Consider the following 26997-nt stretch of genomic DNA (forward strand, 5'->3'; position numbering starts at 1 on the left):
CGCGGGGCACGTCGCGGGGCACGGGATGGACGACGCGGGACGCATGTCCGATTACAGAGAGTTGATATCGGTTTGTGTCCTTCGCCCCCGCCGTTACGGACCGGAGTCGGGGGGCTGCTCCGGTACGCTCCCACAGATGCGAGCGGTTGAGCGGCGCGAGCGTCGCACAGTATGCACCACGCCCACTCCTTCGCGCGGGAATATGCCCGAAGCGCTTGTTGTGGTGACTGTATGTCAACCATGCTGCTCCGCAAGGGGATCACAGTGGGTGATCCCATCCTGTCGCGAGGCGAAGTGTCCGCCGGTTCGGATGGTGTGAGCGGTGCAGGTGCTTCAGGTTCAGCTGGAGGTAGGAGCGGACCCGGCCGAGGTCGGCCGGGCCCGCCGATGGGCCCGGTCCCGGCTGGCGGGGTCGGGCATAGGGGATGACGAGCCGCTCGCCGAGACGCTGATCCTGCTGATCTCCGAGCTGGTCACCAACGCGGTCGTGCACACGGGCTGTCCGGCGGTGCTGCGGATGCTGTTCGGGGGACCCGGGGTGCGGGTCGAGGTGGCCGACGCGAGCGACCGGGCGCCGGCCCGCCGGCAGGCGGCCGGCGACGACACCGGCGGCCGCGGCCTGGAGCTGGTGGACGGCCTGGCGGACCGCTGGGGCTGGCAGCACGAGGGTGCGGGCAAGCGCATCTGGTGCGAGATCGACCGTGCGGAGAAGGCGGCGTCGGACTGCGCCTCGGACGGCCCGTCGGAAGTTCACCCCCCGACGCGGGAACCGCGCCTGTACCTCTAACGAGGTGTTGACGATCCGTCACATCTTGATCACCCTGGTGTGGAGCGATTCGACGCGAGGGGACGCCAAGGACACGCCTTGACGAGTGCGGGTCGCGGGGTGGCGGCTGCCGTGCCGCGCTCGGGGCGTGCATGCGCGCCGCCGCCACCCGCAGAACCTGCCGGGCCTCCTCCTGGGGGAGGGGGCCGGACCGGTCCGCGGGTCCCGGGCGCCGGGGGAGGGCGGGACCTGCGACCTCGTGCCCGTGGCCGATGTGCCGTGCCGGGGCCGGTTCCTAGCCTCGGGGCATGCGATCACACGAAGCGGCCGATGCGCCGCCCACCGCCGACCGAACCCTCGGCCCCGCCGCTCGCCGCGCGTTGTCCGCGGGTCTCGTCCTCGCCGCCTGCCTCGCCACCACCCCCACCCTGGCCGTCGCCGCCGAGGCCGCGTCCGCCGGGGCCGCGCCCCCGTCGGCGTCCGCCGCGAACCGTTCCGAGGCTGGGCTCGACCCGTACTACCGGCAGCGGCCGGACTGGGGCAGCTGCGTCACGGGCCCCGACGACACCACGGGCCCTGATCTGGACAAGGCAGGTGTGCAGTGCGCGGACGTGACCGTGCCGCTGGACTACGCCGCCCCCCGGGGCCGCACGATCACCGTGGCGATATCCCGGCTCAAGGCCACCGACACCCGTCACCGCATCGGCGCGATCCTGCTGAACACGGGCGGCCCCGGCGGCCCCGCCCGGGGCTACCCGCCGACGGCCCGCGCGGCGATGAAGGACGTCGGGGCCCGCTACGACATCGTCGGCTTCGACCCGCGCTTCGTCGGGCGCAGCACCCCGCTGGACTGCGGCTGGCCCCTCGGCATGACCTGGCTGTCGGCCGGCGCCGACCGGGCGGGCTTCGACCGGCAGGTCGCCCTGCAGAAGAGCCTGGCCGACAAGTGCCGGGCCACCGACGCCTCCGTGCTCCCGCACATCAGCACCCGCAACACCGCCCGCGACATGGACGTCATCCGCGGCGCGCTCGGCGAGCGGAAGATCTCCTACCTGGGCTACTCCTACGGCACCTACCTGGGCACCGTCTACACCCAGATGTTCCCCGGCCGCCACGACCGGATGGTGCTCGACGGGGCGATCGACCCGCGCGACTACCGCCCCCGACTGCTGGAGGGCACGGAGCGCGCGAACGAGAAGGCGCTGTCCGACTGGGCGGGCTGGGCGGCGGAGCGCCACGCCACCTACGGCCTCGGCCGCACCCGCGCCGAGGTGCTCGCCTCCGTCGACCGCGTCGTCGCGGCGTCCGCGCGCGGCCCGCTGACCATCGGTTCGGGCACCGACGCCTTCCGGATCGACGACAGTCAGGTGCCGCTCCTGCTGTTCTCGGGCATCGCGGACGACACCGAGCCCGCGCGGGCGTCCTTCGGCGAGCTGCTGTCCGTACTGGTCAAGGCGGCCGGCGGGGCGCCCACCACGCTCCCCGCGGGGTTCGCCGCGGAGCTCCGGTACGCGCTGCGCGGGGAGGGCGAGCCCACAGGAGTGCAGTCCGCGATCATCTGCGGGGACGTGGCCGCCGGGCGCGATCCCGAGCAGTACTGGCGGGACATCGAGCGCAGCCGCGCCGCGCATCCCCTGTTCGGCCCGCTGACCCGCAACATCAACCCGTGCGCCTTCTGGGACCGGCCGCGCGAGGAGCCCACCCGGGTACGGCACGATGCCGCCGCGCTGATCGTGGCCGCCACCGGCGATCCGCGCACCACGTACAAGGGCAGCGTCGAGCTGCGCCGGCAGCTGCCGAGCTCCAGGCTGATCACTCTGGAGGGCGCGAACCGGCATGCCCTCTACGGGAGTTACGGCAACACCTGCGTGGACGACCAGGTCAACAGGTACCTGGCCACGGGCAAACTGCCGGCGAAGGACCGGACCTGCGCCAAGGAGACCGGCTGAGGCCGGCGTGGGTCACAGCACCGCGAGGAGGTCGTCGAGCGGGGCCGGTACCTCTTCGGGGGCGAGGGCCTCGACGAGGAGGCGGCCGTAGCGGATCTTGCGGCCCTTCTTCGTGCCGAGGAAGCGCCGCAACTGCCGCTGCCGGGGGCGGCCGTGCTGGGCGGGCTGGCGCACGAAGGTCTGCCAGGAGCGCAGGTCGCCCTCGGACCGGAGGACCTCCTCGATCCGCGCCGTGCCCAGCGCGCGGATGAGTTCGTCCTCCAGGTCCGCGACGCACACGAAGAAGCCGCTGCCCGGCGCCCCGGCCCGCGCCAGGGCGCGGTCGTAGAAGGGCTGCTCGCGTTCGTCGCTCAGTCCTGTCAGGCGCAGGCCGAGGCCGGGCGGCCCGAGGAGGCCGGTGTAGCGGCCCACGCTCATCGCCCCGCCCATCGGCGTGACGCACACGCCCTCGGCGGCGAGGTCGCGGCCGCGGCGTGCGGCGAGCGCCTCGACGGCCGCGAGGTCGCTGGGCCCTTCCAGCAGCACCGCCGTCCGCACGCCCAGCCGGGCGGCCAGATCACGCGCGGGCCCGTCGGGACCGCCGGCCGCCCAGTCGTCGACCGCTTCCCGGAACTCCCGCATGTCTGCCATGGGGTGAGTCTGTGCCTTCGCGGATGCCGTGGCACGCCCTTTTCGGCGGCCACGGCCGTTCCCGCCCGCCCGCCGTCCCGTCCGCGGTCCGCCCGCCATCCCGGGCATCGTGCCGGGACGGCGGGCGGCCGGCCCTTCGGGGCCGGCAAGATCCGAAAGAGACGACCTAGCCGTCGGTGCAGATGACGTCGTACGGGCGGCCGATGGCCATGGTGAGTTCGATGGGGTCGGTGGTGCCGGAGGGGCACTCGGACTTCGTCTTGACGAGGCCGAGGACCTTCTGGGCGCCCGAGCCGCCGCAGGCGACCTCCTTGGCCTGGTTGGTCACGCAGTCGCCCTTCACCAGCTGGCCGCCGCCGGCGCCCGCGTCGCCGGGGTGGTCGTTCGACAGGTTGCGGCCGCAGACGGTGTTGGTGGGGATGCCGCTCGACTTGGAGCTGCCGTAGGAGATGCTCACGTCGATCATCAGGTCCGTGCCGGGCGGGCACTGGATCGCGCCCGGGAGGATGCTGGCCTCCTTGATGTCGATGGCCTTGAAGGTGGCCCCGGAGTCGGAGCAGCCCGTCCGCTTGTACCCGTCGGGGGCCTTGGCCGGGTCGGGGCCGCCGCAGTCGCCGACCTTCCACGCGCTGGAGGTGTCGGAGGAGGACTCGGGGGAACCGGGGTCCTTGGCCGTGGGCTTGGCGGACGGGGAGGCCGAGGTGGACGCCGACGGCTTGCCGTCGTCCTTCTTGAGCGACTGCAAGGCGAAGTAGCCGCCGATGACGATCACGGCGAGGACGATGACGGCGACGACGTTGCCGCCCGAGCGGCGCCTCGGGGCGGGCGGCGGCGTTACCTGGTACGGGTTGGCCATGCGGGCTTCTCCTGCAGGGAAGGTGGTGGGGACGGGTGTGACGCGCGCGTACAGGGGACGCGTCATGTCCACATCATGGTTCCACTGGGCTCGGCCCGCGCGCGGCCGGGGTCAGAGGACGGCCACCGGGGCCACCGGGGTGCCCGTACCGCCGACGAAGGGTTCCGGCATCGCGGAGAGGAGGAACGAGTACCGGTTTTCTTCTGCACAGGCTGTGGACAACTTTTCGAGGTTCCAGTTCTGGCCCTGGTGCATGCCCATCTCGACCAGGTCGAGGGCGTGCACCGGCAGCCACAGGTCGTCGATCTCCGGCGGGAAGATCTCGAAGGTGAGGGTGTCGTTCGCGACGGCCGCCACGTCCCGGGCGTGGAACCACTCCGGGGTGCGGACGGAGAGGCCGGGCGAGGGGAAACCGTAGCCGTGTTTGTCGCCCGCCAGGTAGACCTGGATCTGGCCGGTGCGGACCAGGACGATGTCGCCCGGGCGGACCGTGACCCCGCCGAACTCCTCCGCCTCCGCCAGGTCTTCCGGGGTCACCGCGTGGCCCCCCTCCAGCCGGTCCAGGCCCTTCGCGCGGGCCACGTCCAGGAGGACCCCGCGCGAGACGATGGGGCCGGCCTTGTCGATGCCGCTGTACTCGGCGCGGCCGTGCGCGGTGATGGTGCCGGCCGGACGGCCGTTGTAGATCTTCCCCGAGTGCGAGACGTGGGTGAGGGCGTCCCAGTGGGTGCCCGCCTGGAGGCCCATGCTCACGGCGTCGTCGCTGCACGCCACCGTGCCCGGGCCGAAGATCTCCTGGTTGATCTGCACCATCGTGTGCAGCGGGTTGATCCGGCCCGGGATCATGCCGACCTGCACCCCGTCCTCCTTGAGCGGGAGGGCGAGGGGGATGCGGCGGCCGCTGCGGATCTCCGCCGCGGCGGCCCGGACGACCTCGTCCGTGATCAGGTTCAGGGTGCCGATCTCGTCGTCGGCGCCCCATCGTCCCCAGTTGTTGACGCGCTTGGCGATGTCGTGGAAGGCGGCGGGCAGGGTCATGGGCGTCGACAGCTCCTTGCGTGGATACGGCAACGAAGGCAACGAAGGCAACGAAGGCAACGAGGGCTTGTGCAGGTGCATCTGACTACCCATAGAATCTAACGGTCCGTCAGAAATCGCGGGAAGGGGCCGGACGTGGGGAACTTCTTGGCAGGCAAGGTCGTCGCCGTCACCGGCGCCGGCCGGGGCATCGGGCGGGCCGTGGCACTCGCCGCGGCCGCCGAGGGCGCCAGGGTCGTCGTCAACGACTACGGAGTGGGGATCGGGGGCGGCGAACCGACCAGCGAGGTCGCCGACGGCGTGGTGAAGGAGATCCAGGCCGCCGGCGGAGAGGCCGTCGCCGTCGCCGACGACATCTCCACCATGGCGGGCGGCCAGCGCATCGTCGACACCGCGCTCACCGAGTTCGGCCGCATCGACGGCGTCGTGTGCGTGGCCGGCATCCTGCGCGAACGGATGCTGTTCAACATGTCCGAAGAGGAGTGGGACCCGGTGGTCGCCACCCACCTCAAGGGCACCTTCACCGTCTTCCGCGCCGCCTCCGCCGTCATGCGCAGGCAGGGCTCGGGCACCCTGATCGGCTTCACCAGCGGCAACCACCAGGGCTCGGTCGCCCAGGCCAACTACAGCGCGGCCAAGGGCGGGATCATCTCCCTCGTCCGGTCCGCGGCCCTGGGCCTCGCCAAGTACGGGGTGACGGCCAACGCCGTCGCACCCGTCGCCCGTACCCGCATGTCGGCGAACGTGCCCATGGAGCTCAAGGAGATCGGCGAGCCGGAGGACGTGGCCGCGCTGGTCACCTACCTGCTCAGCGACCGCGCCAAGGCCGAGGACATCACCGGGCAGGTCTACACGATCGCCGGCCCGAAGATCGCCGTCTGGGCGCAGCCGCGCGAACTGCGCGCCGGGTACGCCGAGGGCTCCTGGACCCCGGAGAAGATCGCCGACTTCCTGCCCGGGACGGTGGGCACCGACCCGATGCCGATGCTGGCGCAGCTGGAGGCCATGGCCAAGGCGGCGGCCGCCAAGGACCGCCCCAACGCGTAGGGGGCCTGAGCAGGATGGACTTCAGCTTCGGGGCCGAGGCCGAGGAGCTGCGCGGGCACGCCCGGGCGTGGCTGACGGAGCACCTCGTGGGCCCGTACGCGCAGGTCGTCGGCCTCGGCGGGCCGGGCAGCGAACACGAGGGGGTCGAGGCCCGGCGCGCCTGGGAGCGCGAGCTGGGCCGCGGCGGCTGGATCGGGCAGGGCTGGGAGGCCCCGGCCGGGGCGTACGGGCAGCGGCGGCTCTCGCTGACCGGCCAGGTGGTGTGGGCCGAGGAGTACGCGGCGCTGCGCGCGCCCGGCCGGGTCGGCCACATCGGGGAGAACCTCCTCGCGCCCACGCTGATCGCGTACGGCAGCCGGGAGCAGCGGGACCGCTTCCTGCCAGGGATCGCGCGGGGCGAGGAGCTGTGGTGCCAGGGCTACAGCGAGCCGGGGGCCGGCTCCGACCTCGCGGGGATCCGTACGGCCGCGGTACGGGACCCGGCCGACGGGCTGTACCGGGTCACCGGGCAGAAGATCTGGACCTCCCTGGCCCGGGACGCCGACTGGTGCTTCGTCCTGGCCCGCACCGAGCCCGGATCGCGGCGCCACCGGGGGCTGTCCTTCCTCCTCGTACGGATGGACCAGCCGGGGCGCGTCGAGGTCCGGCCGATCCGGCAGATGTCGGGGACCTCGGAGTTCAACGAGGTGTTCTTCGACGGGGCGGTGGCGGCGGAGGTCGTCGGCGGGGAGGGCGACGGCTGGACCGTGGCCATGGGCCTGCTCGCCCTGGAGCGCGGGGTCTCGACGCTGGTGCAGCAGATCGGCTTCGCGGCCGAACTGGAGCGGGTGCTGGCGGCGTACGCGGCGCGGACGGCTCGGGGTGCGGCGGGTCCGGGTGCGGGGGCTCCGGGTGCGGGGGATCCCGGAACGGCGGCTCCGGGCGCGGCGGGTCCGGGCGCGGGGGATCCCGTCCTGCGGGACCGGCTCGTGCGGCAGTGGGCCGAGCTGCGCACCATGCGGTGGAACGCCCTCCGCACGCTCGGCGCCACCGACGACGCGGGCGCGCCCAGCGTGGCCAAGCTGCTGTGGGGCGGCTGGCACCGGCGGCTCGGGGAGCTGGCGGTGGAGGTCCGCGGTGCGGCGGCCACCGCCGGGCCGGCGACCTGGGCGCCCGGGCTCCCGTACGAACTCGGACTCGACGAGGAACAGCGCCTCTTCCTGTTCACCCGCGCCGACACCATCTACGGCGGCTCGGACGAGATCCAGCGGAACATCATCGCCGAGCGCGTGCTCGGCCTGCCTAAGGAGTCCAGGTGAGAGGCGTCGTATTCGACGGCAAGCAGGCCCAGGTGGTCGACGACCTGGAGATCCGGGACCCGGGGCCGGGGGAGGTGCTGGTCGCGATCGGCGCGGCCGGGCTGTGCCACAGCGACCTGTCGGTCATCGACGGGACGATCCCGTTCCCGCCGCCGGTGGTGCTCGGGCACGAGGGCGCGGGCATCGTGGAGGCCGTGGGCGCGGGCGTCACCCACGTGGCGCCGGGCGATCACGTGTCGCTGTCCACCCTCGCCAACTGCGGGGCGTGCGCGGACTGCGACCGCGGCCGGCCGACGATGTGCCGCAAGGCGATCGGGATGCCCGGGCAGCCGTTCTCGCGGGGCGGGAAGCCGCTGTTCCAGTTCGCCTCCAACTCCGCCTTCGCGGAGCGCACGATCGTCAAGGCCGTCCAGGCCGTGAAGATCCCCGCCGACATCCCGCTGACCTCGGCGGCGCTCATCGGCTGCGGGGTCCTCACCGGGGTGGGCGCGGTGCTGAACCGGGCCCGCGTCGACCGCGGCGAGTCGGTGGTCGTCATCGGCACCGGCGGCATCGGGCTGAACGTGCTCCAGGGGGCCCGGATAGCGGGGGCCACGACGATCGTCGCGGTGGACGCGAACCCGGCGAAGGAGGCGGTGGCCCGGCAGTTCGGGGCCACGCACTTCATCGACGCGTCCGCCGTGGCCGACTCCTCGGCGGCGGTGCGCGAGATCCTGCCGACCGGCGCCGACCACGCCTTCGAGTGCGTGGGCAACGTCAAGCTGATCCGGCAGGCCGTGGACCTCCTGGACCGGCACGGTCAGGCGATCCTGCTCGGCGTGCCCGGATTCACGGAGGAGGCGTCCTTCCTCGTCTCCTCCATGTACCTGGACAAGACGATCATGGGCTGCCGGTACGGGTCCTCGCGCCCGCAGCGCGACATCGCGCTGTACGCCGAGCTCTACCGGCAGGGCCGGCTGCTGCTGGACGAGCTGGTGACGGAGGTCTACCCGGTGGAGGACTTCGCCAAGGCCGTCGACGACGCCCACCACGGGCGGGTGGCGCGCGGGGTGCTCACCTTCTGACAGCGCGAAGGGTGGCTCCGGGACCCGGCCCCGGAGCCACCCTTTCGCGTGTTCGCGTCCTCGCGCCTTCGCTTCCGATCGCCGGGTCAGTCGGCCAGGCGGCCGAAGCGGCCCTTGTGGAAGAGGAGCGGGTCGCCCTCGCCGGCCGCGCCCATGGCGACGACCCGGCCCACGACGATGAGGTGGTCCCCGCCGGTGTGGACGGCCTGGATCCGGCAGTCGATCCAGGCGGGCACGGCGTCGAGCTGCGGCGATCCGGTGACGGGGGCGGGGGAGTGGCTCACCCCGGCGAACTTGTCCGCGCCGCTGACCGCGAAGGACCGGCACAGCTCGCCCTGCTCGGCCCCGAGGATGTTGACGCAGAACACCCCGGCGCGGGCGATCCGCGGCCAGGTGGTCGACGTACGGGCCACCATGAAGGTGACCAGGGGCGGGTCGAGGGACAACGAGGCGAAGGACTGGCAGGCGAAGCCGGCCGGGCCCGCCTCGTCCTCGCCGGACGGCGCGGTGATGACGGTGACCCCGCTGGCGAAGTTCCCGAGCACGGCCCGGAACTCGGCGGGGCTGACCGGCGCGCGCTCGTCCTCGCCGACGGCGCGCAGATCCGGGCGCGGCAGGGCGTCGACGGACTCGGGTTCCCGCTCCGCCGCGGCGGAGGTGGGGGAGCCGACTGACCTGAGGTATCGGACGACGGTGGCCGCCATCCCTGCATGTCCCATCACACCGACGATTGAAGCTGACGGTGCGTCAGATAGGAAGGGGTGAGCGCGGATTGTGGAATGGCCTCGGTGGATCGGAGCTGGCACCCCCTTTGCGCCACCACCGTAGCGATCGTGTTGGTTCCGTGCCGTGGTGCGCGTCTTGCGCGGGTGTCGGATGTGGGTTCATGGATCGAATGGGTGACTCTTCGTGCGGAGTGTCGTTGATCGGATGACAGCACCGGCAGGAGGTGGTGAGTGGTGAGCCGGAAGGTGACGCTCGCCGTGGGCGAGACCGCTCGGACCGCGTCTGCCCATGGCCTGCTGCGGACGGGTGTGGATGAGGAGAGAGCTGAACCGCTGACCGCCTCCGTACTGGCGGAGCGGGTTGGCTGGGCAGCCGATCTGGTGGCCGGCATGGCCGCCAACTTGCTGGCCGGGCATTGGAATGCCGTCGACGTGGAAGTGCTCGCGTCCGGGGAGGACGGCGGGAGACGAAGGCTGCCGTCGAACGCGTGGATGGCGCTGCGTCGCCTGGGCTGGACCACCGCGCCGCCCGAAGGCATCCGTGTCAATGACCGCATCGTGCGTATGGCGCAGGAGCAGGCCGGGCGCGTCCTGCGCTCGGTGAAGTGGTGCTCCGATCTGACCGCAGCAGTGATGGAAGCCTGGCCCGCCGACCCCGCCAGGCGCACGGACCTGGAGTGGGCCGCGGTGCGCGGGGCATTGCCCGGCGGACAGCATCTGCCGTCCAGCGTCATCAACTCCCGCACGCGGCAGATCGCAACCTTCGTCAAGAAGTACAACCGGATGCCTGTCAATGTGTTCGAGGCGGAGAGTGCGCCCAGGACCGCGCGCATGCTGCTGCTGGCAGCATGCGACGGGCAGCAGGCCACGATCGAACGGGCGGATGTCCCCGGCCGCGCGCTGCTGCGTTTGCAGCTTCCCACTCGCCCTGATCCGAGGTCGTACCGGGACTGGACGTGGGTGTCCTGCCCCATCAAGCTGCCGCCTACGATCCCCGGGGGTGCGGTGCTGCACCTGCCCACCTTGCGCCCGCACCAGGGCCACATTCGTGCCGACCTCGCCTACACCCACCCGGTACCGAAGACCGCCCGGAGCGGGCACACGGTTGCGCTCGGTGTGGACTGGGGCCTGAATACATTGTTGTCCTGTGGGGCGGTCCGTCTCCACCGCGACGGGCGGATCACGGCTCTCGGAGCCGGGGGTATGTTCCGGGCGGCCGGTGTCCTCGCGAAGCAGCACCGTCTACGCCGACAGGGCGAACGACTGGGTGCCAAGGCCGATCAGTACCAGCGGCTCACTGCCGGCGACGAGCAGCATGCTCTGGCCGCCAAGCACACCCTCCTCAGAGATGAGATCAGCCGGGTCTCTGCACGCCGGTCCAACCTCAACGATGCACTGGCGTGTGCTGCCGCCAGATGGGCGGTCGACCAGGCCGTCGCCGCCTGGGCGAGCGTCATCTACGTCGAAGACCTCCGCTCGATGGAAGCGGGTGGCATGGGCCGCACGATCAACACGCGCATGTCCCAGCAGGTACGGGGGCGGATCGTGGAGCGCATGCGACATCTGGCCGCTGAGACAGGCGTAGCCGTCGTCATCGTCCCGGCCCGGAACACCTCCCGGCACTGCCCGCACTGCGTCACCCCGCTCCAGCACCGCAAGGCCCCCGACCGGCCCGCCACGCGCGGATGGAAATGGGCCATCTGTCCGTCCTGCTCCTGGCAGGGAGACCGTGACCAGGGAGCCTGGCAGCGCATCGCGTCCCGCGGTCTTGCCCACCAGACGAAGACCGTCACTGATCGCACCACAGGCGCCATGGCCATCCGCACGGTTGTCGACCGACTCGAAGCGGGCGCGGTCATCACACCAAACGCGCTGAAACCCAGCCGACGGGACCGGTCGAAAACCGCGCCCACCCGGCACAAGACAGCACGTCCGACGCCCAGGCGACGCCGGACACCCTCCCCTGTCCGGCCTTCGGGCCCGGCAGGTCAGTGTCCGGAGGGACACGCTCATACGGACCGGCCCCGACTGCCCCGCGCAGCCCACCGGCACCAGGACGTGACGACGATCAGCGCACCCACCACCGGCCGACACCGGCCACGAGGCGCAGTACTGGGCGCGGGATTCCACCTCCACGCCCATGCCACCCCTCCGCGGTGGGAAATCCCGTCGCTGGGTGCCATGTCTGGCGACGGAATCACTGAGCTGATCAGAGACACTCGGCATCGTGGCAGCGACTTCGTAGCGCCTGCGTAGCGCCCGTACTCCCGGGAGGACCCCATGCTCGGCACCGACTTCAGTACCGGATCACCCAACTGGCTCGACCTCGGCAGCCCCGACACGCAGGCGGCCGCCGCCTTCTACGGGGCCGTGTTCGGCTGGGACTTCGCCTCCGCCGGGCCCGAGGCCGGCGGCTACGGCTTCTTCCAGGTGAACGGGAAGACCGTCGCCGCGCTCGGGCCGCTCACCGAGGAAGGGGCGACGTCCGCCTGGATGCACCACTTCATGACCCCCGACATCGAGGCCACCGCCGCGGCCGTCCGCGACGGCGGCGGCACGGTCCGGATGGAGCCCGGGGACGTCATGGGGGAGGGCCGGCTCGCGCACTTCACCGACCCGCAGGGCGCCGAGTTCGCCTGCTGGCAGCCCGGGAACACCGCCGGGTTCGAAGTGGCCTCCGACGAGAACACGCTGGTGTGGGCGGAGCTCCACGTGCCGGACCCGGTCGCGGACATCGGCTTCTACGCCGGGCTGTTCGGGTGGCGGTACGCCGAGATGGACGTGCCCGGGATGACCTACCGCGTCCTGAGCACCGCCGACGGGGACCAGGAGGACGCCTCCTTCGGCGGGGTCGCGCCGCTCGGCGACGGCGCGGGCGGCGGGGAGGAGAAGGCGCGCTGGGTGCCGTACTTCCACGTCGCGGACGTCGACGACACCATCGCGAAGGCGGAGAAGAACGGCGGGTCCGTGCTCATGCCGGCGGCGGACGTACCGGACGTCGGGCGGCTCGCGTGGCTGGCCGACCCCTTCGGCGCGGTGTTCGCGCTGCTCAAGCCGAACCCCCGGACGTAGCTCACCGGCCCAGGTACTTGGGCGTGCGGCGCTCCACGAAGCTCGCCACGCCCTCGTTCGCGTCGGCCGTGGTCATGTTGATCTCCTGAGCGGTGGCCTCGGCGGCCAAGGCCGTCGCCCGGTCACCGTCCAGGGAGGCGTTGACCAGCTGCTTCGTCAGGGCGAGGGCCCGGGTGGGGCCCTGCGCGAGCCGCTCCGCCCACGCGCGGGCGGTCGCCTCCAGCTCCTCGGCCGGCACCACCTTGTTGACCAGGCCGAGGCGTTCGGCGTCGGCCGCCGGGAGGGCGTCGCCGAAGAACATCAGCTCCTTGGCCTTCTGCGGGCCGATGAGACGGGGCAGCAGGTACGCGCCGCCGCCGTCGGGGACCAGGCCGCGGCGGACGAACACCTCGATGAACCGGGCGGGTTCGGCGGCGATGACGAGGTCGCAGGCGAGGGCGAGGTGGGCGCCGATGCCGGCGGCCGTGCCGTTGACGGCGGCGAGGACGGGCTTCTCGCAGTCCAGCACCGCGGTGATCAGGCGCTGCGCGCCGAGGCGGATCATGCGGGCCACGTCGCCGGCGACGCGTTCGGCGGCGGGGGCGCCGCCGCCGCTGCTGCCGCCGCTGCCGCTCCGGAGGTCCGCGCCCGCGCAGAAGCCCTTGCCGGTGGCGGTGAGGACGACGGCGCGGACCGCCGGGTCGGCGGAGGCTTCGGCGAGCAGGCCGATGATGCGCTCGCGCTGGTCCCAGGTGACGGCGTTCATCGCCTCGGGTCGGTTGAGGGTGATCCAGGCGACGCCGTTGTCGACGCGGTGGAGGACTTCGTCCTCGGGGGCGGCGGTCATGGGTGAACTTCCGTTCGGAGGTGGGTGGGTGCGGCGCCGTTGCGGGGGCTCCGCCCCCGAGCCCCCGCGCCTCAAACGCCGGCGGGGCTGGATTTGCCGGCGTCAGCCTGCAAGTGCACGCAGGGCTGGGCCTTTCAGCCCCTCCGGCGTTTGAGGAGCGGGTCCGGGCGGAGCCCGGCGGGGTCTGGGGCGGAGCCCCGGGAGGCGGCGGGTCAGCGGCAGATGGCTAGGGCGTCCAGTGCCACCGCCCCCTGGCCGCGGGGGAGGACCATCAGGGGGTTGATGTCCAGTTCGGAGAGTTCGTCGCCGAGTTCCAGCGCCATCCGCTGGATCCGCAGGACGACCTCCACCAGCGCGTCCACGTCGGCCGGGGGTGCGCCCCGTACGCCTTCCAGCAGTGCGTGCCCGCGCAGTTCCGTGAGCATCGCGCGGGCCTGGTCCTCGCCGAACGGCGGGACGCGGACCGCCGCGTCGTGCAGGACCTCGACCAGGACCCCGCCGAGACCCACCGTCACCGTCGGGCCGAAGAGGTCGTCCTGGGTGACGCCGACGACCATTTCCACCCCCCGCTCCACCATCTGGCAGACCAGGATCCCGTCGAGCGGCACGTTCTCGTAGCGCGCGATGTCGGTCAGTTCCCGGTACGCGTCGCGGATCTGGCTCGCCGAGGTCAGGCCGATCTTCACCAGGCCGAGTTCCGTCTTGTGGCCCAGCTGCGGGCCCGAGGCCTTCATGACCACCGGGTAGCCGACCAGGCCGGCCGCCCGGACGGCCGCCGCCGCGCTCGTCACGAGCTGCTCGCGGGGGACCCGTATCCCGTAGGCGCGCAGCAGCTGCTTCGCCGCGTGCTCGCTGAGCTGCTGGCCGGGCCGCATGAGCGCCTGCGCCTTGCGGTACGAGGGCGAGGGCGTGCGCGGTGCGTCCTCGAAGGGGGAGCGGTAGCCGGCGGTGAAGCGGTGGTGGCCGAGGTACGCGCGGACGGCGGTGATGCAGTTGCCGAAGGTACGGAAGGTGGCGACGCGGGAGGAGCCGAGGAGGGTGGTGCGGTAGGCCTCCTCGGTGCCGACGGGGGAGCCCCAGATCACGCAGATCAGCTTGTCCGAGGTCTCCGCCGCGTCCACCAGGTCCTGGGCGAGCTTGTCGCTCATCGGGGGGAAGGGGCCGGTGATCGGGCAGATCAGGACGCCGACGGACGGGTCGGCGAGGATCGCGTCGATGATCTTTCGGCCGCGCCAGTCGCCGACCGGGTGGCCGCCGTTGTCGACGGGGTTGGCGACGTTCAGGTACTCCGGGATCCACTGGTGGAGCTCGTCCTGCTTGGCCTGGGAGAGCGTGGGCAGGGTCAGGCCCGCCTCCGTCGCCAGGTCGGAGAAGTGGGCTCCGGTGCCGCCGGAGATGGAGTAGACGACGACCCCGTCGGCCTGCGGTTTGCGGGCCCGGGCGAGCAGGGCGGCGGTGTCCTGGAGCTCGTCCAGGCCGTCGACGCGGATCACGCCGAACTGGCGCATGGCGGCGTCCACGACGGTGTCGGCGCCGGTCAGTTTCCCGGTGTGGGAGGCGGCCATGCGGGCGCCGGTCTCGGTGCGGCCGACCTTGACGGCGACGACGGGGACGCCGTTGCGGGCGGCGCGGTCGGCGGCGAGGAGGAAGGACCGGCCGTCCTTGAGGCCTTCGACGTAGCAGGCGATGGCTCCGACCTCGGGCTGCTCGGCGAAGTAGGAGATGAAGTCGGAGGTCTCCAGGTCGGCCTCGTTGCCCGTGGGTGCCCAGTGGGAGAGGCGGATGCCGAGCTCCTGGAGGGTGTAGACGGGCCGGCCCTGGTGGCCGGACTGGGTGATCAGGGCGATGGCCGGGCCGTCGAGGTCGTCGCGGAACTCCTCGAAGGCGTTGAGGTTGGTGTTGGGGCCGAGGAGGCGCAGGCCGGAGCGCTGGACTGCGGCGCCGAGCCGGTCCTGGGCGGCGGCGCCCGCGTCGCCGGTCTCGGCGAAGCCGGAGGCGAAGGCGACGGCGAACTTCACCTTCGTCTCGGCCAGTTCCTCGATGACGGGGAGCGGGTCGGCGACGAGGAGGACGGCGAGGTCGACCTGTTCGGGCAGGTCGGCCACGGAGGCGTGGCAGGTCAGCCCGAAGACGGTGGGGCGGGTGGGGTGCACGGGGTGGATCCGGGCGCCGACGCGTTCCGCCCAGGCGATGAGCTGGCGGGTGATGCCGGTGTTCGGTCTGCCTTCGGCGTCGGAGGCGCCGATGACGGCCACGGACTCGGGCCGGAAGAACCGGTCGAGGTCGGGTACGTCGGCGTGCAGCGGCCGGCCGCTGACGTCGACGGCGACCGCGTCGTCGGCGGAGGGGGCCGCAGACGAGTGGACGGCCGTCCTGGGGGACTCCCCGCAGGCCTCGACACGTGCGCGGAAGTCGGTGGTGAGGGTGCCGTGAGTAGATCCAAGCATCGTTCCGCCCGCTCCTGCTCGATGAACCTTGATGGAACTGGAACTCAATAACTGACGTGTAGTCAGATTACTGAACTGACAGGCCGTCAGGAACAGGGCTGCGCAGGAAAGCTGGTGGAGGTGATGTGGTGAACGGTGTCAGATCCCCGCGGGGTCGGTCCAGAGCGCGGATCGGCCAACGGCGTCCTGCGCGGCGGCCGCCTCCCGCGGGGCGTCCTCCGGGGCGTCCGCCGGGGCCTCCTCCGGGGCGTCCTTCGAGTGGCGCAGGACCGTGAAGGCGACGGCCAGGGCGGCGACGAGGAGGGCCGCCCCGACCGCGAAGGCCAGGTGGTAGCCGCCGGTCAGGGCCTCGGAGGCGGGGCGTCCGGCCTCGGTGAGGGACTCGGTGCGGGAGGCGGCGAGGGTGGAGAGGACCGCGATGCCGAGGGCCATGCCGATCTGCTGGGTGGTGTTGAAGAGCCCGGAGGCGAGGCCCGCGTCCTCCTCCTTGGCGCCGGACATGCCGAGCGAGGTCAAGGCGGGCAGGGCGAGGCCGAATCCGGCGGCCAGGAGCATCACGGGGAGCAGGTCGGTGAGGTAGTCCGCCTGCTCGGCCCGGCCGGGCACGCGGGTCAGCAGACCGAGTGCGCCGATCAGGAGCGCCAGACCGGCCAGCAGGACGGCGCGTTCGCCGAACCGGGCATTGAGGCGGGCCGAGACGGTCAGGGAGACGAGGCCGATGACGGCCGCGGCCGGCAGCATCGCCAGACCCGTTTCGCCGGCGCTGTAGCCGAGGACGTTCTGCATGTAGAGGGCGACGAGGATCTGGAAGGAGAAGAGGGCGGCGACCATCAGCATCTGGACCAGGTTGGCGCCGGAGACGCTGCGCGAGCGGAGGATCCGCAGCGGCATGAGCGGGTTCGCGGCGGTGGCCTGGCGCAGGAGGAAGCCGGCGAGCAGGACGAGCGCGAGGGCGCCGAAGCCGAGGGTGTGGGCCGAGGTGGCCCCGTACTCCTCGATCTTGACGACCGTGTAGATGCCGAGCATCAGGCCGGCGGTGACCAGCAGCGCGCCGAGGGCGTCCGCGCCGGCCTTCAGGCCGAGGCCGCGGTCGCCGGGCAGGGCGGGAAGGGCGAGGAGGGCCGTCGCGATACCGATGGGCAGGTTGATGAAGAAGATCCAGTTCCAGGTGAGCGCGTCGGTGAGCACGCCGCCGAGGACCTGCCCGATCGAGGCGCCGGCCGCGCCGGTGAAGCTGAACACGGCGATGGCCTTGGCCCGTTCGCGCGGTTCGGTGAAGAGCGTGACCAGGATGCCGAGGCTGACGGCGGAGGCCATCGCGCTGCCGGCGCCCTGGAGGAAGCGGGCGGCGATCAGCAGGCCGGGGGAGGTGGCGGCGCCGGCGAGGAGCGAGGCCGCGGTGAAGACCCCGGTGCCCGCGAGGAACATCCGCTTGCGGCCGATGAGGTCGCCGAGGCGGCCGGCCAGGAGCAGCAGCGAACCGAAGGCGATGAGGTAGGCGTTGACGACCCAGCTCAGACCGGCCGGGGTGAAGCCGAGGTCGCTCTGGATGGCCGGCATGGCGACGGTCACGATGCTGCCGTCGAGGACCGTCATCAGCATGCCGGTGGCCAGGACGCCGAGGGCGAGCCGGCGTGAGCGCGAGGGCGCGGCGATGGGTGCGGCTGCGGAGGTGGAGGGCATTGCGGTCTCTCCTGTCGTTGGGAGGCAACAGGAAGGACCGTAGCAGATAGTTTTGTTGCAGACTATCTTTTACGGATCGGGATGCGGGGAGGCTGTGGTGTCGTGGCGTCAGCCCTTCTGGCGTGCCCGCCGGGCCGGCCGCGGCCCCTCCTCGGGTGTCTGCAGATGCCCCGTGACCAGGCGGTTCAGTGCGCGGAGCAGCACCTCGCGCTCATCGTCCGGCAGGGCCGCGAGGGTGCTCCCGTGGACCCGGTCGACGATCTTCTGGCTCTCCTTCGCGACCTTCGCCCCCTCCTCGGTCACCGCGATGATCCGCGCCCGCCGGTCCGTACTGGACGGCCTGCGCTCGGCCAGGCCGGCCTTCTCCAGCGCGTCCACCGTCACCACCATCGTGGTCTTGTCCATGTCCCCGATCTCGGCGAGCTGCGCCTGGGTGCGCTCCTCCTCGAGGGCGTGGACGAGCACGCAGTGCATGCGCGGGGTGAGCCCGATCTCGCCGAGCTGCGCGCTCATCTGGGTCCGCAGCACGTGACTGGTGTGATCCAGGAGGAACGACAGGTCCGGTTCGGTGCGGGTGCGCGTCATGGCGGTCATGTCCGCCAGGGTAACGAAAGTCGATCCGTCGCGGATTATCGACAAACGGACGACTGGCTATGTGGCGGCCGGCTCCACCGCGAATGGGGACGGGACCGGGAGCGGGAGCGGGATCAGGATCAGGATCGGGAACGGGACCGCGACTGCCTGGCCACGGCCTTGGCGATCTTCTCCGCGTCCAGGGCCATCTCCCGGAACATCCCGCTGATGGGATTGCTGAAGCCGGTGAAGTACAGCCCGTGCGCCTGCCGCGCGGTGCGGGCGCCGTGCGTACGGGGCCGTCCGCGCTCGTCGAGCACCCCGAGGTCGCCGACCAGCTCCTCCAGGGCGCGGCGGTACCCGGTGGCCGCGATCACCGCGTCCGGGTCGATCCGCGAGCCGTCCGCGAGCACCACCTCGGCGCCGTCGAAGGACGCGACGGCGGCCACCGGCTCCACCCTGCCGCTGCGGACCGCGTCGACCAGGCCGACGTCCTGGACCGGGATCGACCCCTCCTTGACCCTGCTGTACAGGCCGGTCGTCGGGCGCGGGAGCCCGTACGCCGACAGGTCCGGGACCGAGGTCCGTGCGACGAGCGCGGACAGCCGGTCCACGAGCCGCACGGGCAGCCGGCGCACGAGGATCCCGCTGCGCTGGGCCGGCCAGCCGGCGGTGGAGCGGCGCATGATGTGCGGGACGGTGCGCACGGCGAGCCGCACCCGGGCCGCGCCGCCCTCGACGAGGTCGACGGCGATCTCGGCGCCGGTGTTGCCGACGCCGACGACGAGGACGTCCTGGCCGGCGTACGGCTGGGGGTTGCGGTAGTCGGCGGCGTGCAGCAGCCGGCCCTCGTACGTGTCCCGGCCGGGCCAGTCGGGGATCGTCGGCGTGTGGTTGTACCCGGTGGCGACGACGACGGCCGCGGCGGCCAGCACCCGCCCGCCGCTGGCGTGCAGGGTCCAGCCGTCCTCGCCCTCCGGGGCGGGCTCGATCCGGGTCACCTCGACGCCGGTCACGAGCTCCAGCTCGTGGAACTCGACGTACTTCTCCAGGTAGCGCACGACGTTGTCCCGGGAGACCCAGCGCCCGAAGCGGCGCGGCATCGGCAGGCCGGGGAGGGCGGAGAGCCGGCGCGTGGTGTGCAGGTGCAGCCGGTCGTAGTGCCGCCGCCAGGACGTGCCGACCGCGTCGGACTTCTCGACGACCACCGCGCGGACCCCGCGGGCGCGCAGTGCGGCGGCCACGGCGAGGCCTCCGGGGCCGGCCCCGATGACGTACACGGGGCGGGGCTGGGTGGTCATGTCGGGTGCTGCGGGGACTCCAGGCATGAGGTGTGATCGTATCGCCACGCTGAGTTGATGGGTCTCGGACAAGGAGGGAATCGATTGCGGAACGGTCACGGCCGGCGTGCACCGAACCCGAATCGGGAAGCGCGGCCCGATGCCCCGTCGGGCCGAATGGTGTCCGTCGTCCCCGCCGGGGCCTTGCGGGATCGCCTCGCATCCGCTGAACTGACGTACCGTCAGATCAATGATGAGAGGGGTGGGGGCTGCCGATGCAGACCATCTGGCTCAGTGGGGCCGAATGGCTCGCCGTGCTCCGGATAGGCCTCGGCCTGTGGTGGCTGGAGAGTTGGCGGCACAAGGACAAGAAGGGCTGGTTCGAACGCGGCACCGGCATCGCGTGGGCCGCCGACGTCGCGAACAAGCACCGCTGGACCTTCGTCAAGGGCGGCTTCGAACTGGTCGTCGCACCGCGCCCGAAGGCGATGGCGTACCTCGTCGTCTACGCGGAACTGGCGCTCGGGCTGGGCCTGGTGCTCGGCTTCCTGACCCCCGTCGCCCTGGTCGGCGGGCTGCTGCTGAACCTGCTCTACCTGGTGCTGATGATCCACGACTGGGCCGAGCAGGGCCAGAACGCGATGATGGCGCTCATCTCGCTCGTGGCGCTTCTCGCCATGTCCTGGCAGACCTGGTCCCTCGACGCGGCGATCGGACTCTTCCCGTGAGCGGCGGCGCGGCACGCTATGACCTCCCCGAGGCCGACGACTTCACCCGCCCCTACTGGGACGCGGCGGCCGAGGGCCGGCTCCTGCTGCGCCGCTGCGGGGACTGCGGGCGGGCGCACCACTACCCGCGCGAGTTCTGCCCGTACTGCTGGGCCGGCGAGGACCGCGTGACGTGGGAGACGGCGAGCGGCCGGGCGACCCTCTACACCTGGTCGGTGATCCACCGCAACGACCTCCCGCCCTTCGGCACGCGCGTCCCGTACACGGCGGCGGTGGTCGATCTGGCGGAGGGCCCGCGGATGATGACCGAGGTGGTGTCCTGCGAGGCGGCGGACCTGCGCATCGGCATGCCGCTGACGGTCACCTTCCGCGAGGCGGCGGACGGGGTGTGGGTGGCGGTCTTCCGGCCGGATCAGGGCCAGAGCAGCTCGCGGACCCAGGAGCCGTCGGCGTCGGCCTCGGCCTCGGCGTCTTCGGCGCGGCGGTAGCGCAGCCGGGTGTGGCGGCGGGTGGGGTCGCCCTGGAAGAACTCCACCTCGTCGGCGTCCAGTACGTACCGGGTCCAGGTCGGAGCCGGTGCGTCCGGCTCGGCCCCGGCCCGCTCCCAGGCCCGCTCCGAGGCCCGGACCAGGTCCTCGGCCGACTCCAGGACCTCGCTCTGCCGGCCCGTGAGCGCGGCGGCGAGCGCCCCGCGCGAACGGACCGCCAGGTCCGCGCGGCTCTCCTCGGGCCCGCACGCGGTGACCCGGCCCCGGATCCGGACCTGCCGGGCCACGGTCGGCCAGTAGAACCCGAGCGCCGCCCGCGGCTGCCCGGCCAGCTGCACGCCCTTGGCGCTGGTGGCGTGCGAGGCGAAGTGCCAGCCCCGCGCGTCGGCGTCGTGCAGCATCAGCGTCCGCACGTCGGGCCGCCCCGCGGCGTCCACCGTCGCCAGGCTCATCGTGTGCGGCTCCAACTGCCCCGCCCGGGCGGCGTGCACGAACCACTCCCGGAACAGCGGCAACGGCTCGGCGGGCGCGGCCCCGGCGTCGAACCCGGGAAGCGGGGAGTCCCACACGCGCAGGGAGTGCAGGGTGGCGTCGAAGTCGTCACTGGTCATGGCCCCAGGCTAGGCCGTCTCGGAAATTTCCTGGCAGGACCGATGAGTTCGGTGTTCGATCGCGGTCATATACGCAACGGCACCGCGACGAAGGAGAGACACCATGGCCGAGACCGTGAAGGGCCCCGCGAGCTACTTCCCCTCGATCGAGAAGAAGTACGGGCGGCCGATCGCCGAGTGGAAGGAGCTCATCAGGTCCTCGCCGCTGACCCGGCACATGGAGCTCGTCGCCTGGCTCAAGACCGAGCACGGTGTGGGCCACGGGCACGCCAACGCCTTGGTCGCGCACACGCTCGCCGAGGGGCGTAGCCCCTGGGGATGCCGCCGTCTCCGGGTGCGGCGCCGCTGCCGGGGCTCCGCCCCAGCCCCCGCCGGGCTCCGCCCGGACCCGCGCCTCAAGCGCCGGCGAGGCTGAAAAGAACGGGGCTCCGCCCCACACCCCGCTCCTCAAACGCCGGAGGGGCTGAAGTTGGCGCGGCACAGCTCGCTGGTGCGGCTCAAAGATCGGGGCTCCGCCCCGGACCCCGCGCCTCAAACGCCGGCGAGGCTGAATTTGTGCAGCGAAGCCGAATGGTGCAGCCAGGCTGGAGTTGGGCAGGGCTGAAGAATCGGCGCAGCCGGGCCGGTTGGGCCGGGGTCGGGTGTGTGTCGGGGTGATCCCCGCAGGGCGCCGAACGCATCGGGGCTCCGCTCTCCGACCCCTTGTCACGTTCGGCGTCCGAGGAGACGCCCCGGCGCGCGCCCGGCCCCGGCACAACCGGCCACCCACCCGCTCGGCCTCGGCGTAACCGGCCCCCCGCACCCGGCCCGAGCGGCGCAGCCACCCGCGGCCAGCCGCGGGTCCGTCAGGCGCGGCCCAGCAGGATTGTGCCCGAGGAGCAGAACCAGCCGCCTGTGCCCGAGGCCAGGGCGGTCTGCGGGAGGCGGCCGCCGGGTTTGGTGACCTGGCCCGGGCCCGCCTCGCCGCGGAGTTGGCGGACCGCCTCGACCAGCAGGAACAGCCCGCGCATGCCGGGATGGCACGCCGAGAGGCCGCCGCCGTCGGTGTTGACCGGCAGTTCCCCGTCGCGCAGCAGGCGGCCCTTCTCCACGAAGGCCCCGCCCTCGCCCTTCGCGCAGAAGCCGAGGTCCTCCAGGGTCACCAGGGTCATGTAGGTGAAGGCGTCGTAGATCTCCGCGAGGTCCACGTCCGCCGGGGTGAGGCCGGCCCGCTCGAAGGCGATGCGGCCCGAGACCGCCGCCGGGGAGACGGTGAAGTCCTCCCACTCCGACATCGTGGTGTGGGAGACGGACGTGCCCGTGCCCAGGATCCACACCGGGGACTTGGCGGTGTCCGGTACGTAGTCCTCCGCCGCCAGCAGCACCGCGCAGCCGCCGTCCGAGCGGATGCAGCAGTGCAGCTTCGTGAAGGGGTCCGCGATCATGTCGGAGGACAGGACCTCGTCCACCGTGATCGGGTCCCGGAACATCGCGTCCGGGTTGGTCGCCGCGTTCGCCCGGGCCTGTACGGCGACCGCGGCGAGCTGCTCCAGCGTGGTCCCGTACTCGTGCATGTGCCGGCGGGCGGCCATGGCGTACTTGGAGATCAGCGTGTGCCCGTACGGGACCTCGAACTGGAGCGGTCCCCGCGCGCCGAAGGAGAGGTTCGAGGTGCGCCGGCGGGCCTTGATGTCGGCGCGCGCGGTGGAACCGTAGACGAGCAGGACGGCGTTGGCGTGTCCCGCGGCGATGGCGTCCGCCGCATGGGCGGCCATGACCTCCCAGGTCGAGCCGCCCACCGAGGTGGAGTCGACCCAGGTGGGGCGCAGGCCGAGGTACTCGGCCACCTCGACGGGAGCGAGCGTGCCGAGGCCGGCGGAGGCGAGGCCGTCGATGACGGAGCGGTCCAGGCCGGAGTCGGCCAGGGCGCGCCGGGCGGCCTGCGCGTGCAGGGCGTAGGGGGTGGGGCCGTCCACCCGGCCGCAGTCCGAGAGGGCGACGCCGACCACCGCGACCCTCCGGCGGGCGCGGGAGGCGGTTCCAGGTGTGAGTCCAGGCATGGGAAGGACGGTACATCTGACGTATCGTCAGATGCTAGAGGGGCAGGCGTCGATGCCGACTCCGCCCGCCCGCATGGCGCCCGCACCCCCGGCCCCGTCCCGTCCGCAAGGCGCCGCCCCCCCGACCCCGCCCCGCCCGCAACCCGCCCTCGCCGCCCCCTGTGCATCTGCCGCCGCCGGGCCTAACATGACGGCCCGTCAGATACGCCCCCGGCCGCCGCCGGGAGGTGCCCCCAGGAGGAGCCAGACGATGGATGCCGCCTTCACCGCGGAGCAGGCAGAGATACGCCGCACCCTGCGCGAGATCCTGGGCAAACGCTGCGGCCCCGACGAGGTCAAGGCCGCGGTCGGCACCGCCGCCGGATACGACCGCGAGCTGTGGCAGCAGCTCGCCGAGCGGCTCGGGCTGCCCGGCCTCGCCCTCCCCGAGGAGTACGGCGGCGTCGGCTGCACCCCCGCCGACCTGGCCCTGGCCTGCGAGGAGACCGGGCGGGCGCTGCTGCCCTCGCCGCTGCTGGCCACGGCCGCGCTCTGCGCGCCCCTGATCGCCGCCCTCGGCACCGACGCCCAGCGCTCCGCGCTGCTCCCGCCGCTCGCGGCCGGCGGGCTGACCGCCGCCCTCGCCGTACCGGGCCCGGCGCTGGCCACCGCCCTCGCGCTGACCGGCGACGACAGCGCCGGGCACTGGTCCGGCGGCGGCCGCGCGGGCGGGATCCAGGCCCGCGCCGACGCCGCGGGCACCGGCTGGCGGCTGTACGGGGAGGCCGCCCAGGTGCTCGACGGGCACAGTGCCCCGCTGCTGCTGGTCGCCGCGCACACCGGCGGCTTCGCCCGCAGCCGCACGCTGCTGTTCCTCGTACGGGAGGACGCGCCCGGGCTCGTACGGTCCCGGCAGGCCGTCCTGGACGAGACCCGCCCGCAGGCCAGGATCCAACTGCGCGAGGTCCCGGCCGAGTTGCTCGGCGGGGAGGAAGGCGACGTGGTGGCCGCCCTCGCCGCCACCGGACGCACCGCATCCGCCGTGCTCGCCGCCGAGGCGGTCGGCGCGGCCGGGCAGGCCCTCGCCCGCACCGTGGAGTACGTACGCCAGCGCGAGCAGTTCGGCCGGGCGATCGGCTCCTTCCAGGCGGTCAAGCACCGGCTCGCCGACCTGTACGTCCAGGTGCAGGCGGCCCGCTCGGCCGCCTACTACGCCGCCTGGGACCCGGACCAGGGCGGCCTCGCCCTCGCCCAGGCGCTGGAAGCCCTGCGGGTGACCGCCGGCGAGGCGATCCAGCTGCACGGCGGCATCGGCTTCACCTGGGAACACGACGCACACCTCTACTTCAAGCGCGCGGCGGCCGACGAACTGCTCTTCGGCCCGGTCCACCGGCTGCGGGCGCACGCCGCGGACCGCGCGGGCCTGTTCGCGGCCCCGCCCGCGGACCCCGCCGCACCCCCGGCGCCCCAGGCACAGGCCCCGGTGTCCGCCGCGACCGCTCCCCACGTCCCGCCCGCCCAAGAGAAGGTGGCCGTCTGATGGCTCCCGTGGCACCCGGCGTCAAGCTGATGCAGAAGGTCTCCTCGACCATGCTCTTCGCCAAGATCGCACCGCACTTCATCCCCGCCCTGGACAAAGCGGTGCACAAGCTCACCCGCGGCAAGGTCATGCTCAGCGCCCAGATGCTGCCGGGCGTGATCCTCACCGCCAAGGGCGCCAAGACGGGCGAGCCGCGCACCACCCCGCTCGCGTGCATGCCGGAGAACGGCGGCACGAGCTGGGTCCTGATCGGCTCCAACTTCGGCCGGCCCGGGCACCCGGCATGGACCGGGAATCTGCTCAAGCACCCGGACGCGGACGTGAGTTGGCAAGGCCGGGACATCCCCGTACGGGCCCGGCTGCTGGCGGGGGAGGAACGCGCGGCGGCATGGCAGGCGGTGCTGAGGTTCTGGCCGCCGTACGCGACGTACCAGGCGCGCATCGAGCGCGAGATCCGGTTGTTCCGCCTGGAGCGCCGCTGATCCCAGGCGGTCGTGCACACCCGCGCGGGACGCGGGCTCAGGCCCAGGCCCGGGCACGGGCGCGGGAGGTGCGGCGCGAGGCCGCCCAAGGCGGCGGACCCCGGAAGGGATCCGCCGTTACTTGGTCGGCTTCTTGCCCGTGATGCCGAGGTGGACGAGCAGCGCCAGGTTCGGCTTGAGCTCGGCCTGCTTGACACCCCAGGTCTGGAAGCCCTTCTGGTGCGAGGCGACCGCGGCCAGCATCGCGACCAGCGAACCGGCCATCGCCGCGGGGCTGACGTCCTTGTCGACCTTGCCCTTGGCCTGGAGCTCCTTCATCGACTCCGTCAGGGAGTTGGTGACCGAGTTCAGGATCTTCATGCGGATCTTGTAGAAGCGCTTGTCGCCCTCGGCCGCACCGAGGTCGACGACCCGCAGGATCGCGTCGTTGCGGCGCCAGAACTCCAGGAAACCCTCGACGAGTTCCTCGGCGGCCGACCATCCGGACTTGCCGACCCAGGTCCGGCCCTCGACGAGCGACGTCAACTGCGCGCCCTCGGTGGCCATTTGTTCGGCGATCTCCAGGACGGCGCCCTCGACGTCCGGGAAGTACTGGTAGAAGGTCGCGGGGGAGGTACCGGCCTTGCGGGCGACGTCGATCACTTTGACGTCGCGGTACGGCGAGGTGCTGAGCATCTCGCTGAGGCAGTCGAGCAGCTTCTGCCGCGTCGCCTGGCCGCGCCGGCCGGCGACACGCCCGTCGACGGTGCGTACTTGTCCTGTCATGCCGTCAGCTTACCGAGGGGTGATCGGCGCGCTATTCGGCCGCCTGCAAATGGGGTTACGGGGTCCCTGGCCTGGGCGGGAGGCGGTCCGAAGCGTCTCGGCGGCGGATTTCCGGACGGTCCGGTCCCGGGCGCGCCCCGGGCCTGGCCCCGGGCGCGCCCCGTGGTCGCGGCCCGGGCGTGTCGCCCGGATCCGCGAGGTTTCCCCCGAATAGTCTTATCAACAGGCTGTGGACAAGTTTTCGGACAGATCATGGCTGAGAGGGTTGGGAGGGTACACACCCCCGCACAACGGAAGGAACCGGGCCCATGGCCGCATTTGCGGAAGGCGCACCCTGCTGGGTGGACGCCTCGCTTCCGGACGTCGAGGCGGGCAAGCGCTTCTACGGCGAGCTGTTCGGGTGGACCTTCGCGGACAGTGCGGGCGCTGAATACGGCCACTACACGCAGGCCTACAGCCGTGGCCGCAACGTCGCCGCCCTCGCCCCCAAACCGGACGGCCGGATGCCCACCGTCTGGGGGATCTACCTCTACACGACCGACGCCTACGCCTGTGCCCAGCGCATCCGCGCCGCCGGCGGCCAGATGGTGATGGACCCGATGCCGGTGGGCCCGTACGGCACCGCCGCGATGGCTGCGGACCCCGGCGGGGCCGTCTTCGGCCTGTGGCAGCCCGGCACCCACGAGGGCTTCGAGGCCCAGCAGGAGCCGTACACGTACTGCTGGAGCGAGGTCTACACGCGGGCCCGCGACGCCGTCGACGCCTTCTACGCCAAGGTCTTCGGCTACGTCCCGCAGGACCAGGACGACGCCGGAGTCGAATACCGCATCTGGTCCCCGCCCGGCAGGGCGCCCGGCGTCGACACCGCCGTCCTCGGGCGCAGCCTGATCACCGACGCCTTCCCGGAGATCATGCCCGCGCACTTCCTCGCCTACTTCGCCGTCCCGGACTGCGACCAGTCCGTCGCGACGGTCCAGCGGCTCGGCGGCCGGATCACCGCCGATCCCTTCGACACCCCCTACGGACGGATCGCGGTCGTCGCAGACAACCAGGGGGCCGTCTTCGGACTGCTCTCGGAACCCCGGACGAAGCCGGACGCGTAGACCCCACG

Annotated in this window: 24 protein-coding genes and 1 pseudogene; 13 read left to right on the forward strand and 12 right to left on the reverse strand. The window is 72.5% G+C overall.

All coding sequences use genetic code 11. From position 1 onward, the window contains the following. Nucleotides 1–322 precede the first annotated feature (322 nt). A complete protein-coding gene (locus ACFYZ4_RS13035; RefSeq protein ID WP_351303015.1) occupies nucleotides 323–787 on the forward strand; it encodes an ATP-binding protein in 465 nt (154 codons plus the stop codon). A 287-nt stretch (nucleotides 788–1074) separates the two neighbouring features. Further along, nucleotides 1075–2715, forward strand: coding sequence for an alpha/beta hydrolase (locus ACFYZ4_RS13040; protein WP_390783921.1), 1641 nt, complete (start codon nucleotides 1075–1077; stop codon nucleotides 2713–2715). A 12-nt stretch (nucleotides 2716–2727) separates the two neighbouring features. Here the strand turns inward: ACFYZ4_RS13040 and ACFYZ4_RS13045 are convergent, their stop codons facing one another. The 3 genes from ACFYZ4_RS13045 to ACFYZ4_RS13055 all read right to left on the reverse strand — a co-directional run bounded on the left by ACFYZ4_RS13045 (nucleotide 2728) and on the right by ACFYZ4_RS13055 (nucleotide 5239). Continuing rightward, complete coding sequence (locus ACFYZ4_RS13045) at nucleotides 2728–3345, reverse strand: TOPRIM nucleotidyl transferase/hydrolase domain-containing protein (protein WP_351303021.1); 618 nt, start codon at nucleotides 3343–3345, stop codon at nucleotides 2728–2730. Nucleotides 3346–3511: 166 nt separating this feature from the next. Continuing rightward, nucleotides 3512–4267, reverse strand: a complete 756-nt coding sequence (locus ACFYZ4_RS13050; protein ID WP_390783922.1) for a hypothetical protein — start codon at nucleotides 4265–4267, stop codon at nucleotides 3512–3514. Nucleotides 4268–4312: 45 nt separating this feature from the next. After that, nucleotides 4313–5239, reverse strand: coding sequence for a cyclase family protein (locus tag ACFYZ4_RS13055; RefSeq protein WP_351301118.1), 927 nt, complete (start codon nucleotides 5237–5239; stop codon nucleotides 4313–4315). Between the two features lie 135 nt (nucleotides 5240–5374). Between ACFYZ4_RS13055 and ACFYZ4_RS13060 the strand changes: the two genes are divergently transcribed. Genes ACFYZ4_RS13060 through ACFYZ4_RS13070 form a run of 3 tightly spaced genes read left to right on the forward strand, consistent with a single transcriptional unit; the run spans nucleotide 5375 to nucleotide 8648 of the window. Beyond that, nucleotides 5375–6286: an SDR family oxidoreductase gene (locus ACFYZ4_RS13060; protein ID WP_351594520.1), complete on the forward strand. Its 912-nt coding sequence runs from the start codon at nucleotides 5375–5377 to the stop codon at nucleotides 6284–6286. Between the two features lie 14 nt (nucleotides 6287–6300). Then, nucleotides 6301–7584 (forward strand): acyl-CoA dehydrogenase family protein, encoded by a 1284-nt coding sequence (locus ACFYZ4_RS13065; protein WP_390783923.1) that lies wholly within the window; start codon nucleotides 6301–6303, stop codon nucleotides 7582–7584. Next, nucleotides 7581–8648: a Zn-dependent alcohol dehydrogenase gene (locus ACFYZ4_RS13070; RefSeq protein WP_351301126.1), complete on the forward strand. Its 1068-nt coding sequence runs from the start codon at nucleotides 7581–7583 to the stop codon at nucleotides 8646–8648. The genes ACFYZ4_RS13065 and ACFYZ4_RS13070 overlap by 4 nt, the downstream gene beginning before the upstream one ends. 86 nt (nucleotides 8649–8734) lie before the next feature. Here the strand turns inward: ACFYZ4_RS13070 and ACFYZ4_RS13075 are convergent, their stop codons facing one another. Beyond that, the gene (locus tag ACFYZ4_RS13075; RefSeq protein WP_390784013.1) at nucleotides 8735–9352 is read right to left on the reverse strand and encodes a flavin reductase family protein; all 618 of its coding nucleotides are present in this window, start codon (nucleotides 9350–9352) and stop codon (nucleotides 8735–8737) included. A 255-nt stretch (nucleotides 9353–9607) separates the two neighbouring features. Between ACFYZ4_RS13075 and ACFYZ4_RS13080 the strand changes: the two genes are divergently transcribed. Together ACFYZ4_RS13080 and ACFYZ4_RS13085 are read left to right on the forward strand one after the other, a co-directional pair. Further along, a complete protein-coding gene (locus tag ACFYZ4_RS13080; RefSeq protein ID WP_390783924.1) occupies nucleotides 9608–11629 on the forward strand; it encodes a zinc ribbon domain-containing protein in 2022 nt (673 codons plus the stop codon). Nucleotides 11630–11653: 24 nt separating this feature from the next. Further along, nucleotides 11654–12445, forward strand: coding sequence for a VOC family protein (locus ACFYZ4_RS13085; RefSeq protein ID WP_351301129.1), 792 nt, complete (start codon nucleotides 11654–11656; stop codon nucleotides 12443–12445). Between the two features lies 1 nt (nucleotide 12446). On the opposite strand, the gene ACFYZ4_RS13090 is transcribed toward ACFYZ4_RS13085, so the two are convergent. From ACFYZ4_RS13090 to ACFYZ4_RS13110, 5 genes are all read right to left on the reverse strand, one after another. Then, nucleotides 12447–13271: an enoyl-CoA hydratase/isomerase family protein gene (locus ACFYZ4_RS13090; protein WP_390783925.1), complete on the reverse strand. Its 825-nt coding sequence runs from the start codon at nucleotides 13269–13271 to the stop codon at nucleotides 12447–12449. Nucleotides 13272–13483: 212 nt separating this feature from the next. Next, entirely contained in the window at nucleotides 13484–15718 is a 2235-nt protein-coding gene (locus tag ACFYZ4_RS13095; RefSeq protein ID WP_351301134.1) for an acetate--CoA ligase family protein, read from the reverse strand. A gap of 138 nt (nucleotides 15719–15856) precedes the next feature. Continuing rightward, nucleotides 15857–17401, reverse strand: coding sequence for an MFS transporter (locus ACFYZ4_RS13100; protein ID WP_351301137.1), 1545 nt, complete (start codon nucleotides 17399–17401; stop codon nucleotides 15857–15859). 108 nt (nucleotides 17402–17509) lie between these two features. After that, nucleotides 17510–17995, reverse strand: coding sequence for a MarR family winged helix-turn-helix transcriptional regulator (locus ACFYZ4_RS13105; protein ID WP_351301139.1), 486 nt, complete (start codon nucleotides 17993–17995; stop codon nucleotides 17510–17512). A 119-nt stretch (nucleotides 17996–18114) separates the two neighbouring features. Next, nucleotides 18115–19302, reverse strand: a complete 1188-nt coding sequence (locus ACFYZ4_RS13110; RefSeq protein ID WP_351301142.1) for an NAD(P)/FAD-dependent oxidoreductase — start codon at nucleotides 19300–19302, stop codon at nucleotides 18115–18117. A gap of 227 nt (nucleotides 19303–19529) precedes the next feature. Between ACFYZ4_RS13110 and ACFYZ4_RS13115 the strand changes: the two genes are divergently transcribed. Both ACFYZ4_RS13115 and ACFYZ4_RS13120 read left to right on the forward strand, forming a co-directional pair. Then, the gene (locus ACFYZ4_RS13115; RefSeq protein WP_351301145.1) at nucleotides 19530–19982 is read left to right on the forward strand and encodes a DoxX family protein; all 453 of its coding nucleotides are present in this window, start codon (nucleotides 19530–19532) and stop codon (nucleotides 19980–19982) included. Continuing rightward, entirely contained in the window at nucleotides 19979–20470 is a 492-nt protein-coding gene (locus tag ACFYZ4_RS13120; RefSeq protein ID WP_351301148.1) for a Zn-ribbon domain-containing OB-fold protein, read from the forward strand. The genes ACFYZ4_RS13115 and ACFYZ4_RS13120 overlap by 4 nt, the downstream gene beginning before the upstream one ends. Here the strand turns inward: ACFYZ4_RS13120 and ACFYZ4_RS13125 are convergent. Beyond that, complete coding sequence (locus tag ACFYZ4_RS13125) at nucleotides 20395–21081, reverse strand: pyridoxal 5'-phosphate synthase (RefSeq protein WP_351301151.1); 687 nt, start codon at nucleotides 21079–21081, stop codon at nucleotides 20395–20397. The two genes, ACFYZ4_RS13120 and ACFYZ4_RS13125, sit on opposite strands and share 76 nt — an antisense overlap. 103 nt (nucleotides 21082–21184) lie before the next feature. Between ACFYZ4_RS13125 and ACFYZ4_RS13130 the strand changes: the two are divergent. Continuing rightward, nucleotides 21185–21391: pseudogene (locus tag ACFYZ4_RS13130) on the forward strand (DUF4287 domain-containing protein); the annotation flags it as partial. 535 nt (nucleotides 21392–21926) lie between these two features. On the opposite strand, the gene ACFYZ4_RS13135 reads toward ACFYZ4_RS13130, so the two are convergent. Then, nucleotides 21927–23120, reverse strand: coding sequence for an acetyl-CoA acetyltransferase (locus ACFYZ4_RS13135; RefSeq protein ID WP_351294826.1), 1194 nt, complete (start codon nucleotides 23118–23120; stop codon nucleotides 21927–21929). 250 nt (nucleotides 23121–23370) lie between these two features. On the opposite strand from ACFYZ4_RS13135, the gene ACFYZ4_RS13140 reads away from it, so the two are divergent. Then, nucleotides 23371–24639: an acyl-CoA dehydrogenase family protein gene (locus ACFYZ4_RS13140; protein ID WP_351294829.1), complete on the forward strand. Its 1269-nt coding sequence runs from the start codon at nucleotides 23371–23373 to the stop codon at nucleotides 24637–24639. Further along, entirely contained in the window at nucleotides 24639–25121 is a 483-nt protein-coding gene (locus ACFYZ4_RS13145) for a nitroreductase family deazaflavin-dependent oxidoreductase (protein ID WP_351294832.1), read from the forward strand. The genes ACFYZ4_RS13140 and ACFYZ4_RS13145 overlap by 1 nt, the downstream gene beginning before the upstream one ends. A gap of 117 nt (nucleotides 25122–25238) precedes the next feature. Here ACFYZ4_RS13145 and ACFYZ4_RS13150 read toward each other — a convergent pair whose 3' ends face one another. Further along, nucleotides 25239–25886, reverse strand: a complete 648-nt coding sequence (locus tag ACFYZ4_RS13150) for a TetR family transcriptional regulator (protein ID WP_351294835.1) — start codon at nucleotides 25884–25886, stop codon at nucleotides 25239–25241. A gap of 308 nt (nucleotides 25887–26194) precedes the next feature. Between ACFYZ4_RS13150 and ACFYZ4_RS13155 the strand changes: the two genes are divergently transcribed. Continuing rightward, nucleotides 26195–26989 carry a VOC family protein gene (locus ACFYZ4_RS13155; RefSeq protein WP_351294838.1) on the forward strand — a complete coding sequence of 265 codons (795 nt, stop codon included), beginning with the start codon at nucleotides 26195–26197 and terminating at the stop codon, nucleotides 26987–26989. Nucleotides 26990–26997 lie beyond the last annotated feature (8 nt).

Source organism: Streptomyces sp. NPDC001513, assembly GCF_042894695.1.
Lineage (GTDB): Bacteria > Actinomycetota > Actinomycetes > Streptomycetales > Streptomycetaceae > Streptomyces.

Coding starts and splice junctions, on each gene's coding strand:
- ACFYZ4_RS13040 (WP_390783921.1), top strand. CDS start 1,075: ATGCGATCACACGAAGCGGCCGATGCGCCGCCCACCGCCGACCGAACC.
- ACFYZ4_RS13045 (WP_351303021.1), bottom strand. CDS start 3,345: ATGGCAGACATGCGGGAGTTCCGGGAAGCGGTCGACGACTGGGCGGCC.
- ACFYZ4_RS13050 (WP_390783922.1), bottom strand. CDS start 4,267: ATGACGCGTCCCCTGTACGCGCGCGTCACACCCGTCCCCACCACCTTC.
- ACFYZ4_RS13055 (WP_351301118.1), bottom strand. CDS start 5,239: ATGACCCTGCCCGCCGCCTTCCACGACATCGCCAAGCGCGTCAACAAC.
- ACFYZ4_RS13065 (WP_390783923.1), top strand. CDS start 6,301: ATGGACTTCAGCTTCGGGGCCGAGGCCGAGGAGCTGCGCGGGCACGCC.
- ACFYZ4_RS13075 (WP_390784013.1), bottom strand. CDS start 9,352: ATGGCGGCCACCGTCGTCCGATACCTCAGGTCAGTCGGCTCCCCCACC.
- ACFYZ4_RS13085 (WP_351301129.1), top strand. CDS start 11,654: ATGCTCGGCACCGACTTCAGTACCGGATCACCCAACTGGCTCGACCTC.
- ACFYZ4_RS13090 (WP_390783925.1), bottom strand. CDS start 13,271: ATGACCGCCGCCCCCGAGGACGAAGTCCTCCACCGCGTCGACAACGGC.
- ACFYZ4_RS13095 (WP_351301134.1), bottom strand. CDS start 15,718: ATGCTTGGATCTACTCACGGCACCCTCACCACCGACTTCCGCGCACGT.
- ACFYZ4_RS13100 (WP_351301137.1), bottom strand. CDS start 17,401: ATGCCCTCCACCTCCGCAGCCGCACCCATCGCCGCGCCCTCGCGCTCA.
- ACFYZ4_RS13105 (WP_351301139.1), bottom strand. CDS start 17,995: ATGACCGCCATGACGCGCACCCGCACCGAACCGGACCTGTCGTTCCTC.
- ACFYZ4_RS13110 (WP_351301142.1), bottom strand. CDS start 19,302: ATGCCTGGAGTCCCCGCAGCACCCGACATGACCACCCAGCCCCGCCCC.
- ACFYZ4_RS13115 (WP_351301145.1), top strand. CDS start 19,530: ATGCAGACCATCTGGCTCAGTGGGGCCGAATGGCTCGCCGTGCTCCGG.
- ACFYZ4_RS13125 (WP_351301151.1), bottom strand. CDS start 21,081: ATGACCAGTGACGACTTCGACGCCACCCTGCACTCCCTGCGCGTGTGG.
- ACFYZ4_RS13135 (WP_351294826.1), bottom strand. CDS start 23,120: ATGCCTGGACTCACACCTGGAACCGCCTCCCGCGCCCGCCGGAGGGTC.
- ACFYZ4_RS13140 (WP_351294829.1), top strand. CDS start 23,371: ATGGATGCCGCCTTCACCGCGGAGCAGGCAGAGATACGCCGCACCCTG.
- ACFYZ4_RS13145 (WP_351294832.1), top strand. CDS start 24,639: ATGGCTCCCGTGGCACCCGGCGTCAAGCTGATGCAGAAGGTCTCCTCG.
- ACFYZ4_RS13150 (WP_351294835.1), bottom strand. CDS start 25,886: ATGACAGGACAAGTACGCACCGTCGACGGGCGTGTCGCCGGCCGGCGC.
- ACFYZ4_RS13155 (WP_351294838.1), top strand. CDS start 26,195: ATGGCCGCATTTGCGGAAGGCGCACCCTGCTGGGTGGACGCCTCGCTT.